Annotated in this window: 16 protein-coding genes; 5 read left to right on the forward strand and 11 right to left on the reverse strand. The window is 72.0% G+C overall.

Features of this window, described 5'->3' with window-relative positions; all coding sequences use genetic code 11:
• Nucleotides 1-188: 188 nt before the first annotated feature.
• From ACGF3C_RS17860 to ACGF3C_RS17890, 7 genes are all read right to left on the reverse strand, one after another.
• Nucleotides 189-1,199 carry an ADP-ribosylglycohydrolase family protein gene (locus ACGF3C_RS17860; protein ID WP_357221550.1) on the reverse strand — a complete coding sequence of 337 codons (1,011 nt, stop codon included), beginning with the start codon at nt 1,197-1,199 and terminating at the stop codon, nt 189-191.
• A 56-nt stretch (nt 1,200-1,255) separates the two neighbouring features.
• Entirely contained in the window at nt 1,256-1,621 is a 366-nt protein-coding gene (locus tag ACGF3C_RS17865) for a VOC family protein (RefSeq protein ID WP_393223131.1), read from the reverse strand.
• Nucleotides 1,622-1,657: 36 nt separating this feature from the next.
• Nucleotides 1,658-2,662, reverse strand: coding sequence for a methionine synthase (locus ACGF3C_RS17870; RefSeq protein WP_393223133.1), 1,005 nt, complete (start codon nt 2,660-2,662; stop codon nt 1,658-1,660).
• 37 nt (nt 2,663-2,699) lie between these two features.
• Entirely contained in the window at nt 2,700-3,773 is a 1,074-nt protein-coding gene (gene mnmA, locus ACGF3C_RS17875) for a tRNA 2-thiouridine(34) synthase MnmA (protein ID WP_393223136.1), read from the reverse strand.
• Nucleotides 3,774-4,013: 240 nt separating this feature from the next.
• Nucleotides 4,014-5,189, reverse strand: a complete 1,176-nt coding sequence (locus ACGF3C_RS17880) for a cysteine desulfurase family protein (RefSeq protein WP_357221538.1) — start codon at nt 5,187-5,189, stop codon at nt 4,014-4,016.
• A 104-nt stretch (nt 5,190-5,293) separates the two neighbouring features.
• Complete coding sequence (locus tag ACGF3C_RS17885) at nt 5,294-5,959, reverse strand: class F sortase (protein WP_357199541.1); 666 nt, start codon at nt 5,957-5,959, stop codon at nt 5,294-5,296.
• Complete coding sequence (locus tag ACGF3C_RS17890) at nt 5,956-6,786, reverse strand: DUF4397 domain-containing protein (protein WP_393223141.1); 831 nt, start codon at nt 6,784-6,786, stop codon at nt 5,956-5,958. Before ACGF3C_RS17890 ends, ACGF3C_RS17885 begins: the two co-directional genes overlap by 4 nt.
• 230 nt (nt 6,787-7,016) lie before the next feature.
• Here ACGF3C_RS17890 and ACGF3C_RS17895 point away from each other — a divergent pair, with 230 nt between their 5' ends.
• The gene (locus ACGF3C_RS17895) at nt 7,017-7,619 is read left to right on the forward strand and encodes a sigma-70 family RNA polymerase sigma factor (protein WP_355005355.1); all 603 of its coding nucleotides are present in this window, start codon (nt 7,017-7,019) and stop codon (nt 7,617-7,619) included.
• Nucleotides 7,573-8,406 carry an anti-sigma factor gene (locus tag ACGF3C_RS17900; RefSeq protein ID WP_357221534.1) on the forward strand — a complete coding sequence of 278 codons (834 nt, stop codon included), beginning with the start codon at nt 7,573-7,575 and terminating at the stop codon, nt 8,404-8,406. Before ACGF3C_RS17895 ends, ACGF3C_RS17900 begins: the two co-directional genes overlap by 47 nt.
• Nucleotides 8,407-8,499: 93 nt before the next feature.
• Here ACGF3C_RS17900 and ACGF3C_RS17905 read toward each other — a convergent pair whose 3' ends face one another.
• The 4 genes from ACGF3C_RS17905 to ACGF3C_RS17920 all read right to left on the reverse strand — a co-directional run bounded on the left by ACGF3C_RS17905 (nt 8,500) and on the right by ACGF3C_RS17920 (nt 11,648).
• Entirely contained in the window at nt 8,500-9,459 is a 960-nt protein-coding gene (locus ACGF3C_RS17905) for an electron transfer flavoprotein subunit alpha/FixB family protein (protein ID WP_091393283.1), read from the reverse strand.
• A 14-nt stretch (nt 9,460-9,473) separates the two neighbouring features.
• Nucleotides 9,474-10,253 (reverse strand): electron transfer flavoprotein subunit beta/FixA family protein, encoded by a 780-nt coding sequence (locus tag ACGF3C_RS17910; protein WP_112582103.1) that lies wholly within the window; start codon nt 10,251-10,253, stop codon nt 9,474-9,476.
• 187 nt (nt 10,254-10,440) lie between these two features.
• Complete coding sequence (locus ACGF3C_RS17915; RefSeq protein WP_393223146.1) at nt 10,441-10,848, reverse strand: hypothetical protein; 408 nt, start codon at nt 10,846-10,848, stop codon at nt 10,441-10,443.
• Between the two features lie 2 nt (nt 10,849-10,850).
• A complete protein-coding gene (locus ACGF3C_RS17920; protein WP_357221524.1) occupies nt 10,851-11,648 on the reverse strand; it encodes a GNAT family N-acetyltransferase in 798 nt (265 codons plus the stop codon).
• Nucleotides 11,649-11,690: 42 nt separating this feature from the next.
• Here ACGF3C_RS17920 and ACGF3C_RS17925 point away from each other — a divergent pair, with 42 nt between their 5' ends.
• The 3 genes from ACGF3C_RS17925 to ACGF3C_RS17935 are packed head-to-tail and all read left to right on the forward strand — an operon-like array spanning nt 11,691 to nt 12,820.
• Nucleotides 11,691-12,083, forward strand: a complete 393-nt coding sequence (locus tag ACGF3C_RS17925) for a DUF202 domain-containing protein (protein ID WP_357221521.1) — start codon at nt 11,691-11,693, stop codon at nt 12,081-12,083.
• Nucleotides 12,080-12,385, forward strand: a complete 306-nt coding sequence (locus ACGF3C_RS17930; protein WP_393223150.1) for a DUF202 domain-containing protein — start codon at nt 12,080-12,082, stop codon at nt 12,383-12,385. Before ACGF3C_RS17925 ends, ACGF3C_RS17930 begins: the two co-directional genes overlap by 4 nt.
• A gap of 27 nt (nt 12,386-12,412) precedes the next feature.
• Entirely contained in the window at nt 12,413-12,820 is a 408-nt protein-coding gene (locus tag ACGF3C_RS17935; RefSeq protein WP_357221515.1) for a PLD nuclease N-terminal domain-containing protein, read from the forward strand.
• Nucleotides 12,821-12,859: the final 39 nt, after the last annotated feature.

A 12,859-nucleotide genomic window follows, 5' to 3' on the forward strand; every position in this document is an offset into this window, starting at 1 on the left:
CCATGATCGACTCGGGTTCCTGAAAGTCGCGGTGTCCTGAGCTCCCGGATGCCCCGGTTTACAGGAACCCGAGTTGATCATGAGCGGGGGTCGGCCGCGGGGGTCGGGGCAGACCACGCCGGCCGGTCCGGTCGGGGCAGACCACGCCGGCCGCGCGGGCCGGGGCAGACCACGCCGGCCGGTCCGAGTCAGTCCCAGGTCGCGCCGAGTGTGGCGAGCTGGTCCGCGTACTCGATGCGGTTGACCCATTCGCGCGGCCAGGCGGTCATGCCGACGGCCGCGCCCACGAACGCGCCGGCCAGGGCTGCGATCGAGTCGGAGTCGCCGGCGGTGGTCGCGCCCCGAGCCAGCGCCGAGACCGGGTCGTCGGCGTGCCGTACGGCGCAGAGCAGCGCGGTGGCCAGCGCCTCCTCGGCCACCCAGCCCTCCCCGGTGGCCTGGCACGGGTCACCACCGTCGTCCGGCCGCGCCAGGGTGTCTGTCAGTCGGCCCAGCACCGCCAGACACTCGTCCCAGCCTCGCGCGATGAACTCCTCCGGCGTGCCGACCCCCGGGCGCTGCCAGAGGTCGCCCAGCCACCGCTCCCGGTAGACCAGGCGTTGGGCGAGCGCCCGCTCGGTGAGCAGCGCGGGCACCTCAGGCAGGGTGGCGCCCGCGCGCAGCACGAAGACCGCATAAGCGGTGAGTTCGCTGGCGGCCAGGCCGGTGGGATGGCCGTGGGTCAGCCCGGCCTGCAACTGGGCCAACCCGGCGAGCGTGTCGAGGTCCACGTCGAGCAACCCGACCGGGGTGACCCGCATGTTGGCGCCGCACCCTTTCGACCCGCTCACGGTGGCCTCCTGCCAGCGCACCCCACGGCTCAGCTCGGCGCAGGCGCGCAGGCAGGTCATGCCCGGGGCACGGTTGTTGTCCGGGCTGGCCGCCCAGGCCAGGAAGCGTCGCCGCAGCAGTGGCTCGACCGCCTCCGGCGTGAACGACGGCGCCTCGTGCAGCGCCCAACCCACCGCCAGGGCCATCTGGGTGTCGTCGGTGACCAGTGCGGGCTCGCCGACCAGCTCGCGTGGACCGGTCGGGCCGTACCGGCGCTCGATCTCGGCGACGGTCAGGAACTCGGTCGGCTTGCCCAGCGCGTCACCGTAGGCGAGGCCGAAGAGCGAACCGGAGGCGCGAAGCGCAGAGGTGTGGATCACGGCGGCCATGATGCCCGGCCGCCGCAACCCATGCCGGTCCGGCCAGCTCTTCCGAAACCAGCGCCCTAGTCCCAGCAGAGGCAGAACGGGTGGCCGGCCGGGTCGGCGTAGACGCGGAAGCCCTCACCCTCACCTGGCAGCCGCCGCGCACCCAGCGCGAGCGCAGCCTTCTCGGCAGCCTCGATGTCGTCCACCGTCACATCGAGGTGGAACTGCTGTGGGCGCTCGGGATCCGGCCAGACCGGTGGGCGCAGGTTGAGCGCCCGTTGGAAGGCGAGGCGCGGCTGGTGACCGGGCGGGCCGCCCAGCACCACCCAGTCGTCATCGGAGTCGCCCTCGGCGAACGGTACGCCGAGCAACTCGGCGTAGAACGCCGCCAACGCCCGCGGATCCGGGCAGTCGATCACCACTGAACGCATCTGTCCAATCATGACCGTCATCCTGCCCACCGGGTACGACAGGAAACCTCAGTCCTCGGCGAGGCGCCGGCCGGCGTCCCGGCACGCGGAGAGCACCGCCCTCGCGTAGTCCGGGGTGGCGCCGGCGAGGCCGCAGGCCGGGGTGACCACCACCTGTTGGGCGAGTTGGCGACGAGGGAAGCCGAGGCGGTCCCAGACCTGGCGTACCCGCTCGGCGATCTGCGCGGAGTTCGGCGCGCCACCGGCCGACGGCGGCCGGGTCGGCGCGGCCCCGGCCAGCAACCCGAGGCCGGCGTCGATCGCCTCGCCCAGCGGGTCGAGCTTGGTGACCAGGTCCAGGTCGAGGGCGACCGCGACGGCGCCGGCGGAGCGGATCAGCTCCAGCGGCACGTCCGGAGCGCAGCAGTGCACCAGCGTCGGTACGCCGACCGCGTCGACGGCAGTGCGCAGCAGCGCGGCGGCGTCCACCGACTCGACCGCCCGGTACGCGCCCAGCCCGCTCTCGGTCGGCACCCGCCCGGCCAGCACGGTCGGCAGTGACGGTTCGTCCAGTTGCAGCAGTACCGACGCCCCGGGCAGCCGGCGGGCGACCGCCGCGACGTGCGCGCGCAGCCCCTCGGCGAGGGAGCCGGTCAGGTCGCGGACCGCGCCGGGATCGCGCAACAGTCGGCCACCGATCGGCAGCTCCAGCGAGGCGGCCAGTGTGAGCGGGCCGGCGGCCTGCACCTTGATCGGCCCGGTGTACCCCTCGGCCTGCTCGGCGAGCTGGTCCAGGTCGCGTTCCATCAGGTCACGGGCCCGGCGCAGGTCGCGGCCCGGGCGTGGGGCGACCCGCCACCGCCCCGCGTACACCTCGACCGGCAGCTCGACGAGCAGTCCGGCGGACCGGCCGATGATGTCCGCTCCGGGGCCACGGGCCGGCAACTCGGGCAGGTGGGGCAGCTCGGGAAGCTCACCGAGGACCACCCGCTGAGCCTCGCCGATGTCGGTGCCGGGCAGCGAGCCGATTCCGGTTGCCGCGCCGGCCGGCCAGGGCCACGCCTGATCTGTCACGGGCGAAGGCTATCCCGGGAACACCGAGGCCGTGCGGTCAGCCGGTGATGGTCGCGGAGCCGAGGACCACGTCGCCGGCCGGATCTGGTCGGTACGCCACCAGGGCCTGACCGGCAGCGACGCCGCGTACCGGTCGGCGCAGCTCGGCGTGCAGCCGGTCACCGTCGAGGGCGACGGTCGCCGGCACCACGTCGCCGTGCGCGCGCAACTGCACCTCGCACTCGACCGGGGCGTCCGGTCGGGCGCCGCCGGTCCAGACCGGACGTACGGCGTGCACGTCGGACACGTCCAGGGCCTCGGCCGGGCCCACCGTCACAGTGTTGGTCTTCGGCGTGATGGAGAGCACGTAGCGTGCCCGACCGTCCGGGGCGGGCCGGTCCAGGTGCAACCCGCGACGCTGCCCCACCGTGTACGCGTACGCGCCGCTGTGACTGCCGACGACCGCGCCGGTGGAGGCGTCCACCACGTCGCCGGGCGCCTCACCGAGCCGGCCGGCCAGGAAGCCGCGGGTGTCCCCGTCGGCGATGAAGCAGATGTCGTGTGAGTCCGGCTTGTCGGCCACGGTCAGGCCACGCTCGGCGGCCTCGGCGCGGACCTGCGCCTTCGTCAGGTCACCGAGCGGGAAGATCGACCGGTCGAGCTGCTCGCGGGTGAGCACGGCGAGCACGTACGACTGGTCCTTGGCCAGGTCGACACTGCGCCGCAGCAGCCCGTCCGCGCCGAGGCGGGCGTGGTGCCCGGTCACCACCGCGTCGAAACCCAGGGCCACCGCCCGGTCCAGCACCGCCGCAAACTTGATCTTCTCGTTGCAGCGCAGGCAGGGGTTCGGCGTACGGCCGGCGGCGTACTCGGCGACGAAGTCGTCGACCACGTCCTCGTGGAAGCGGTCGGCCATGTCCCACACGTAGAACGGAATGCCGATCACGTCGGCCGCCCGCCGGGCGTCCCGGGAATCCTCCAGGGTGCAGCAGCCGCGCGCCCCGGTCCGGTAGGTCTGTGGGTTGCGCGCGAGGGCCAGGTGTACGCCGGTCACGTCGTGCCCGGCCGCCACCGCCCGTGCCGCCGCCACGGCCGAGTCAACCCCACCCGACATCGCCGCCAGAACCCTCACTGACCCACTCCCCTTCCCCGTCCCGCCCGTTCCCCCACAACAACCCTATCCACCAGCCCCGAACCCCCCGCCACCCCACAACCCCAACCCAAACCCCAAACCCCAAACCCAAACCCACGCCCACGCCCACGCCCACGCCCACGCGATCTTGCACTTTCTGCTGGGACATATGCCGCACAAGACGCGAACAGACGACCGAAAGTGCAAGATCGCGGAAATCAGGGGGTGGGGGCCCGGTGGTTAGCGGGGGGTGCGGAGGGCTGCGGCTCGGCGGGCTCGGTCGACTGCTGCCGGAAGGGCCGCGATGAGGGCGTCGACGTCGGTCTGGGTGCTGGTGTGGCCCAGTGTGAAGCGCAGCGAGGAGCGGGCGCGGTCGTCGTCGGCGCCCATCGCCAGCAGCACGTGCGAGGGCTGGGCCACGCCGGCCGAGCAGGCCGAGCCGGTCGAGCAGGCGATTCCCTGCGCGTCGAGCAGGAGCAGCAGCGCGTCCCCCTCACAGCCGGGGAAGGAGAAGTGCGCGTTGCCGGGCAGCCGATCGGTCGGGTCACCGTTGTAGATCACCTCGGGCACCGCCTGGCGGACCCGCTCGATCAGGTCGTCGCGGAGCGCGGCCACCCGGGCCGCGTACTCCTGCTGACCCTTCACCGCCGTCTCCACAGCGACCGCGAAGGCGACGATGCCCGCGGTGTCCAGGGTGCCGGAGCGGATGTCGCGTTCCTGGCCGCCGCCGTGCAGCAGCGGCGTGGCCGGCACGTCCCGGGCGAGCAGCAGCGCGCCCACTCCCATCGGGCCGCCCAACTTGTGCCCGGTGACGGTCAACGCGGCGACCCCGCTCGCGCTGAAGTCGACGGGCACCTGTCCGACCGCCTGGATGGCGTCGGTGTGGAAGGGCACACCGTGTTCGGCGGCGACGGCGGCAAGCTCGGCCACCGGCTGGACGGTGCCCACCTCGTTGTTCGCCCACATCGCGGTGACCACGGCCACCTGGTCGGCGTGCGCGGCCAACTCGGCGCGCAGGGTCTGCGGGTCGAGCCGACCGACGGCGTCCACCGGCAGCCAGCCGACCTCGGCGCCCTCGTGCTGGGCCAGCCAGTCGACCGCGTCCAGCACCGCGTGGTGCTCGACGGCGCTGGAGACCACCCGGCGGCGGTCGGAGCGGGCTGCGCGGCGGGCCCAGAAGACGCCCTTGACAGCGAGGTTGTCGCTCTCCGTGCCACCACCGGTGAAGATCACTTCAGAGGGCCGCGCGCCCAGCACAGCGGCCACCTGTTCGCGTGACTCTTCGACCCGGCGGCGGGCACGGCGGCCCGACGCGTGCAGGGAGGACGCGTTGCCGACCTCGCGGGCGGTAGCGACGTACGCCTCCAGTGCCTCGTCGAGCATGGGAGTCGTCGCCGCGTGATCCAGGTAAGCCATCACCGTTCAGCGTACGGCCGACACCTTGGGGACCGGATGCCGGAGGGGACTGCGCGCACGGGCCGGGGCGGAACTCCACCCCGGCCCGACGCGTGCGGGCCCGGTCAGGCGGGCACCGCGGTGACGACGATGTTGTCGCGGTACTTGCGCGCCTTGGCGTCGAACGGCCCACCACAGGTGATCAGGGTCAGCCGCGGCTTGCCGTCGCGGGCGAAGTACCGGTCCAGCGGGATCTTGGTCTTGTCGTACTCCTCCCGGGCCACGACCCGGTACTTGCGGGCCTCGCCATCACTGCCGGTCGCGGTCAGGGTGTCGCCCTGATCGAGCTCCCGCAGCCGGAAGAACGCGCCCTTGCCCTGCTGGGCGCTGTCCACGTGACCAGCGATGACGATCGAGCCGGCGTTCGCCTCCAGGCCGGGCCCGTACCGGTACCAGCCGATCTTGTCGACGCTCGGCGGCACCTCGAAATCGTTTGTCCGCTTGTTGATGCCGACAGCGTTGATCGTGGCGGTGACGTCGATCGCCGGGATCACCAGCCGCACCGGCGGGACGATCTCCGCCCCGGCCGGCAGTTCGCCGACGGTCACCGGGACAGACTGGCCATCGGCCGCGCTGGCCGACGGGGTCGGGGTGGCGGTCGCGAGGTTGGCCGCCTCGTCGCCGCCCACGTCCTCGGCCGGCTGGGAGCCGCACGCCACGAGCGTGGCGACGGTGAGCGCGGCAACGCCGGCGGCCAGGGCCGCCAGCGCGCCGCGATTGCGCACCGTCACTTGCGGCCGGTCCGCGCGGTCGCCATCCGCACCCCACCACCAAGGAGCAGGAGTACGCCGGCGCCGGTGAGCACGTACCACCAGGTGTCCACGCCCGTGCCGGCCTGTCCGCCGTCACCGCTGGGCACGCCACCCGGGGCGGAGTGCAGGCCGGTGATGGTCTGGGCCACCACGTCGAGGGTCTTGCCCTCGGCGGAGCCGATCGCGTAGACGATCGTGGCGGTGCCCTCCTTGAGGTTGAGGTCCGCCGGGCCGATGGCCACGGTGTCGGTGCCGGCCAGCACCACGTCCGCCTTCACCTCGCCCGCGTCGACGTCACCCTTGGCCTCGTTCGGGTTGGTGAGGTCCTCGAAGACCGGCTTGCCACCGGCGCGGACGTCGACCGCCGGAGCGGCGGCGGTGTGCCGGACGATCAGCCGCGCCTTGCCGGCGTCGACCTTCGAGACGTCGTTCACGAACGGGGTGATCTTCGGCTGGCCGGCGGCGTCGAGGTGGGCCGCGATGCTGATGTTCGCACCGCCCGGCACCGCTGCGTTGTCGACTTTGAGGATCGCGCTGCCGATCGGCTCGCCCGGCTTGGTGAGCGCGACGTCGTAGTCGCCCTCCTCCAGGTTCAGCGGTCCGGCGACGTCACCGGGCTTGAAGTTGTCGAGCGTCTTCTTGCCGTTGACGTAGACGTCGACCGGGGTGTCCGGAATGCCGTGCACGACGGAGACCTTCGACGTGGCGGCGTACGCCGGGCCGGCGGTGAGCCCACCGACGCCGGCGAAGGTCAGCGCGGCTACCGCGCCGCCCGCGGCGACCCGACGGAAGTACGAGAGCTGCATGTCTGCCTCCTGGTGATAACTGCTGATTCGTCAGGCCTGGCTTGCAGAACGGGTTACGCCGGCTGTCGGACGGGCGGATGCGCCCCGGAGGCACTTTTCTTTTCCGGCCCCGACCGCATCCGCAACGGGGTCGGGAGACGAAGAGCAGGTGAGATGACATCGACCGGGGAAGTGGGGCGGAGACTGTGGCAGCTACAGTCGGGTATGCCCCATCGAAGGCGAGCCGCCCGATGACGGCGCTACGACAGGAACCGGACCCTCCGGTGGACGACCTCGACCGCAGGTTCCGTGACGGCGACGACGTGGCGCTGCGCGAGGCGTACGACCGCTACGGTCGTGCCGTGCTCCATCTGGCCACGTCCATGCTGGCGAACCGCAGCGACGCCGAGGACGCCACCCAGGCGACGTTCGTCGCCGCCTGGTTGGGCCGCGACACGTTCGACCCGTCCAAGGGGTCGCTGATCGGTTGGTTGCTCGGCATCGGCCGGCGGAAGGTGATCGACCGGATGCGCGCCTCGGCCCGGGAGACCCGGGTGGTGGAGACGGTCCGACAACTGCCCGAGCCGGCGCAGACCGAGCCGGATCCGGACCGCGTGGTGGACCGGTTGGTGATCGCCGACGAGTTGGCTCGCCTCCCGGACGACCAGCGACGGATGCTGGAGCTGGCCTTCTACGACGACCTGACACACCAGCAGATAGCCGCGGTGACCGGCGTGCCGTTGGGCACCGTGAAGAGTCACATCCGACGCGGCATGGCGAGCTTGAAGCGCAGATGGGAGGTGGACGGTGCAGCACCTGGACCACGACCGGCTGGTATTTCTGGCACTCGGTGAGAGCGAGGCGGACAACGGGGAGAGCACCCACCTCTCCACCTGCGCGCTCTGCCGCGCGGAGGTCGCGAGCCTTCAGCAGGTGGCGGGGCTCGGCACCGAGACGCAGGGCCTGGCCGACCTGCCCGACCCACCGGAGCACGTCTGGCAGGGCATCGAGGCCCAGGTCAGGGCGGCGGAGGCCGGGCCGTTGCTGACCGAGACCCGTCGACACCGGGTGCCCGGGCAGGCCGACACCACGACGGCCGGACAGGCCGACACCACCACGACCGAGCGGACCTCCGGCGCGGCGGCCGGGTCGACGGTGACCCGGCTGGACCCGGCGCGGCGATCCCGCCGGGGTCGCGGCTGGTCCGGTTGGGTGGCCACAGCGGTGACCGCGGCCGCCGCCGCGGCGGTTGCCGTCGTGGGCACCGTCTCGGTGCTCCGACCGGACGATCAGACGCCCACCCCGACGCCGGTGGTGGTGGCGAGCGCTCCGCTGGCCGCGTACGGAGCGACCCCGCCGACGGCCAAGGGCGACGCCCGGGTTTTCCAGGACGGCCAACTACATCTGCATGTGGCGAATCTCCCGAGCGTCCCGGGGTACTACGAGGTCTGGCTCATCAATCCGACGACCATGGAGATGTTCTCGGTCGGCACCCTGGGTGGCGGCTCGGACGCCCTGCTGCCCCTGCCTCCGAATGTCGACCTCAAGAGCTACTCGGTGGTGGACGTCTCCGCCGAGCAGTACGACAACAACACCCGCCACTCCGGCGACAGCCTGCTGAGGGGCTCCCTGACGGGCTGATCGGCGGGCCGGCTCAGCTCCCCGGCTCGCCGATCAGCTCCCATACGGCAGTGGCCGCCCGTGCGAACGGGCGGCCACTGACGTATCGCTGGCTTACTTGCGCTTGCGGATCTCCTCGGCGGCCTGCGGGACGATCTTGAACAGGTCGCCCACCACCCCGAAGTCAGCCAGCTCGAAGATCGGCGCCTCGCCGTCCTTGTTGACCGCGACGATGGTCTTCGAGGTCTGCATGCCGGCCCGGTGCTGGATCGCACCGGAGATGCCGAGGGCGACGTAGAGCTGCGGGGAGACCGTCTTACCGGTCTGGCCCACCTGGAACTGGTGCGGGTAGAAGCCGGAGTCGACGGCCGCGCGGGACGCGCCGACGGCGCCGCCGAGCAGGTCGGCGAGCTCCTCGACCAGCTTGAAGTTGTCGGCGTTGCCGACGCCCCGACCGCCGGAGACGACCACGCCGGCCTCGGTCAGCTCGGGGCGGGAGCCCTTCTGCTCGGCGACCCGCTCGACGACGGTGGCCAGCTTGTCGGTGTCGGTGACCGACACACTGAGCTGCTCGATCGCCGGGGTGGCCGCCGCCGGGGCGGGGGTGACCGAGTTGGGCCGGACGGTGACCAACGGCAGGCCCTTGGTGACCTTGGACTTGACGATGGTGGAGCCGGCGAAGGCGACCTGGGTCGCGGTGCCGTCGGCGTCCAGGCCGACCACGTCGGTCAGGATGCCGTTGTCGAGCTTGACGGCGAGCCGGGCGGCGATCTCCTTGCCCTCCTGGGCCGACGCCAGCAGCACGGCGGCCGGCTGCACGCGCTTGACCAACTCGGCCAGCACCGTCGCCTTGGGGGCCACCAGGTAGCCGTCGATCTCGTCACCCTCGGCGGCGTAGATCTTCTCCGCGCCGTACTCGCCCAGCTTGCCGCTCAGCGCCTCGGCGGCACCGGCGCCGCCGAGCACCACAGCGCTCGGGGTGCCCAGCTCACGCGCGAGGGTGAGCATTTCCAGGGTGACCTTCTTGACGCCGAATTCCTTTGTGGCTTCGACGACGACGAGAACCTCGGACATGTCAGACCCCCCTCTCACACGAACTTTTCGGTGGCGAGGAACTCGACCAGCTTGACGCCGCCCTCGCCCTCGTCAGTGATCTTGGCGCCGCCGGAGCGCGGGGGGCGCTTGGTGTGTTCGACGACGGCGCTGGTGGCGCCGTCGAAGCCCACCTCGTCGGCCGCGACTCCGAGGTCGGCCAGCGAGAGCGTCTGCACCGGCTTCTTCTTGGCGGCCATGATGCCCTTGAAGGAGGGGTAGCGCGGCTCGTTGATGGTGTCCCAGACGGAGACCACGGCCGGGGTGGCGGCGGTGACCACCTCGTAGCCCTCCTCGGTCTGCCGCTCGACGGTCAGCGTCGCGCCGTCGACGGTGAGCTTGCGGGCACCGGTGAGCGCCGCGACGCCCAGCCGCTCGGCGATCATGTGCGGCATGACCTGGACCCGGCCGTCGGTGGACTCGGCACCGCAGATGACCAGGTCGGCGTTGAGCTGACCGAGCGCGGCGGCGAGCACCTTCGAGGTGGCGACGGCGCACGAGCCGTGCAGGGCGTCGTCCAGCACGTGCACGGCCTTGTCCGGGCCCATGGAGAGCGCCTTGCGGATCGACTCGGTCGCCCGGTCCGGACCCATGGTCAGGATGGTGACCTCGCCGCCGTGCGCCTCCTTGATCTTCAGCGCCTCCTCGATGGCGTACTCGTCCATCTCGTTGATCACGTTGTTCGCCGAACCGCGGTCGACGGTGTTGTCGTCATTGCGCAGGTTGCGGTCCGCGCCCGAATCAGGCACCTGCTTGACGAGTACGACGATGTTCATCGCGCTTCGACGACCCTCCTGTGTGGTGTTGCGATTCGCTCGCCCGGTATGGGGCGCAGCGTCGCGCGTCGGTCGACGCCAGGTCAACCGCGGGCGGTTGTGCAGTTGCCCACGGCGCAATGTTACCTGCCAGTAGGTTGCACTCCCGCAGCACTCAGCGTGACACAGCTCACCGACGCGCGGCCGGTCAGGCCGGCTCGGCCAACGCGACCCGGATCTGGTCGATGGCCGCCGCCTCGGCAGGCGCCACCCCGTCGTGCGCGCGGGCCACCTGCTCCGCCGCGGCCAACACCAGATCGCGGTACGCGTCCACGTCCCGTGGGGACTTCTCGCGCAGGATCCGCACCGCCTCGCCCAGCGCCGGAAGCACCACCGACTCGATCTCCAGCTGCGAGTCCCGCGGAAGTCGCGGCAGCGGGCCGGTGGTCAGCGCCTCCTTGACAGTGCCACTGGCGTCGGCCAGCGCGCCGGAAGCGGCGATGCTCTCCCGGATCACCCCCAGCACACCGGGATCGGCGTTGGAGACCAGGAAGACGGCACCGAAGGCACCGGTCTTGAGGGTCAGGCGCTCCTCGTCCGTCAACCGCTGTTCCATGATCACGGAGTGTAGACGTACGGGGTGGTGGTGGTGACCGGGACGAGGCCGAGCCGCTGGAGGATGGGCCGGCTGTCCTCGGAACAGTCGACCTGCATGAGCGTCCGACCCCGCTGCTCGGCGAGCCGCGCCCGGTAGTTGACCAACGCCCGGTAGATGCCCTTGCGCCGCCACTGCGGCAGGGTCGAGCCACCCCACATCGTGGCGAAGCCGGTGTTCGCCGGGAACCGCACCCAGCCCGCGCTCACCACAGTCCCGCCCGCCTCGGCCACCACCACGGTGATCGAGTTCGGGTCGGCGTCGATCTCCTTGGCCAGGCCCGTCACGAGGTGCGAGCGATCCTCCTGCCAGACCTCCTCCTCCATGGCGGCGATCCGCTCCAGGTCCTCCCGGGCGGTCACCTCACGCAGGCGTACCCCCTCGGGAACGACAGGCAGCGCGGCGGCCAGCGGGGCGACCGGCCCGACCACGACGGTCTCGCGGTCCTCCGGCACGAAGCCGGCAGCGCGCAGCCGGTCCGCCAGATCGGCCGGCTCGTCGTGCTCGTTGAGCTTCCACTCGACGGACTGGCCACGCTCACGGAACAGCTGCACCTGCCGGGCGATCAGCTCGTCCAGCGCGTCACCTGTCAACCCGCCCAGTGTGCGGTAGGTGAGGAACCCGCCGGCGTCGAGCCCGATGATGCGGACCAGCGGCCCGTCCCGCTCCACGGTCACCCCGGCCGGAACCGGGTCGGGGATCTCCGGGCGGAGTTGGTTGTCGTAGGCGTCGCGCAGCGTCTGTACGTCGAGATCAGTCACCGGACCAGGCTAAGCGGGAAGGGAAACGGATATTCTCCCACTGTGTGGGAGGCGATCAGGCGGTGGTTCGACCCGACGGAGCTGCGTTCGGTCGGTGAACCGCCGGACTACCGCTTCTCCCTGGCCAACGAACGGACCTTCCTCGCCTGGCTGCGCACCGGGCTGGCACTGGTCGGAGGCGGGCTGGCCGCCGCGCAGTTCCTGCCACCCCTGCCGATGAGCCACCTGCGTGAGGTGATCGCGGTGGCGTTGCTGCTGCTCGGCGCGGCGGTCGCGATCCGCGCTGTGGACCACTGGGCGCGTACCGAGCGGGCCATCCGGCTCGGTCAGGAACTGCCCGCTTCCCGGTTCCCCGCCATCCTGGCGCTCGCCGTCGGCGGCGGCGCGTTGCTGCTGGTGGTCGCCGTCCTGATGCGGGCGGTCGGCGGGCGGTGAACACCGAACGCGACCCGGGGCTGCAACCGGAGCGGACCCGGCTGGCCTGGCGGCGCACCCTGCTCACGGTGACCGTGGTGAGCGTGCTCGCCGTCCGGCTGGCGGCGACGGGAGACCCGACCGGTGCGCTGATCGCCGGCGGCACCGTTCTGGTGTGGGGCACCCTGCTGGTGCTCTGCTGGCCCCGGGGCACGGGCACCGGTCCGGCCCGCACCGGCGGCCGGACACTGCCCCTGGTCACCGTGGGCACCGTGGTGCTGGCGCTACTGGGAGTGCTGCTGGTGCTGCGCGGACTGGGGTGACGCGCGCAGGTGCGTCATCATGGGTGCATGGCCCGGCTTGGCGTACTCCTCTTCCTGGTGCAGATTGTCCTCGCCGTCTGCGCGCTGATCAGCTGTCTCTCCGCCGAGGAGGGCAAAGTTCGCGCCCTTCCCCGGATCGCCTGGGTGCTGATCATCTTGTTCTTCCCGCTGGTCGGCTCGATCGCCTGGTTCATCGTCGGCCGGGAGCCCAGCCCCGGCGCCGGCAAGGGTTGGCCGGGCGGCGGCGAGCGGCAGCGTCCTCGGCAGGTGGCCCCCGACGACGACCCGGAGTTCCTGCGCTCCGTCGAGGAACGCGCCCAGCAGCAGGACCAGGAGCTGTTCCAACGCTGGGAGGAAGACCTGCGGCGACGCGAGGACGACCTGCGCCGCCGCGACGGTGAGCCGCCACGCGAGGGCGACCGACCGGAGGTGTGAGCGCGCCGCCGCCGGCGCGGGAGCGACGGCGGCGGCGGG

It is taken from the genome of Micromonospora sp. NPDC047762, assembly GCF_043204655.1.
Classification (GTDB): domain Bacteria; phylum Actinomycetota; class Actinomycetes; order Mycobacteriales; family Micromonosporaceae; genus Micromonospora.

What these genes read in the sequence shown, in the direction of transcription:
- ACGF3C_RS17860 (WP_357221550.1), bottom strand. Translation starts at nt 1,199, where the DNA reads ATGGCCGCCGTGATCCACACCTCTGCGCTTCGCGCCTCCGGTTCGCTC.
- ACGF3C_RS17865 (WP_393223131.1), bottom strand. Translation starts at nt 1,621, where the DNA reads ATGATTGGACAGATGCGTTCAGTGGTGATCGACTGCCCGGATCCGCGG.
- ACGF3C_RS17880 (WP_357221538.1), bottom strand. Translation starts at nt 5,189, where the DNA reads ATGGCTTACCTGGATCACGCGGCGACGACTCCCATGCTCGACGAGGCA.
- ACGF3C_RS17890 (WP_393223141.1), bottom strand. Translation starts at nt 6,786, where the DNA reads ATGCAGCTCTCGTACTTCCGTCGGGTCGCCGCGGGCGGCGCGGTAGCC.
- ACGF3C_RS17895 (WP_355005355.1), top strand. Translation starts at nt 7,017, where the DNA reads ATGACGGCGCTACGACAGGAACCGGACCCTCCGGTGGACGACCTCGAC.
- ACGF3C_RS17905 (WP_091393283.1), bottom strand. Translation starts at nt 9,459, where the DNA reads ATGTCCGAGGTTCTCGTCGTCGTCGAAGCCACAAAGGAATTCGGCGTC.
- ACGF3C_RS17910 (WP_112582103.1), bottom strand. Translation starts at nt 10,253, where the DNA reads ATGAACATCGTCGTACTCGTCAAGCAGGTGCCTGATTCGGGCGCGGAC.
- ACGF3C_RS17915 (WP_393223146.1), bottom strand. Translation starts at nt 10,848, where the DNA reads ATGGAACAGCGGTTGACGGACGAGGAGCGCCTGACCCTCAAGACCGGT.
- ACGF3C_RS17935 (WP_357221515.1), top strand. Translation starts at nt 12,413, where the DNA reads ATGGCCCGGCTTGGCGTACTCCTCTTCCTGGTGCAGATTGTCCTCGCC.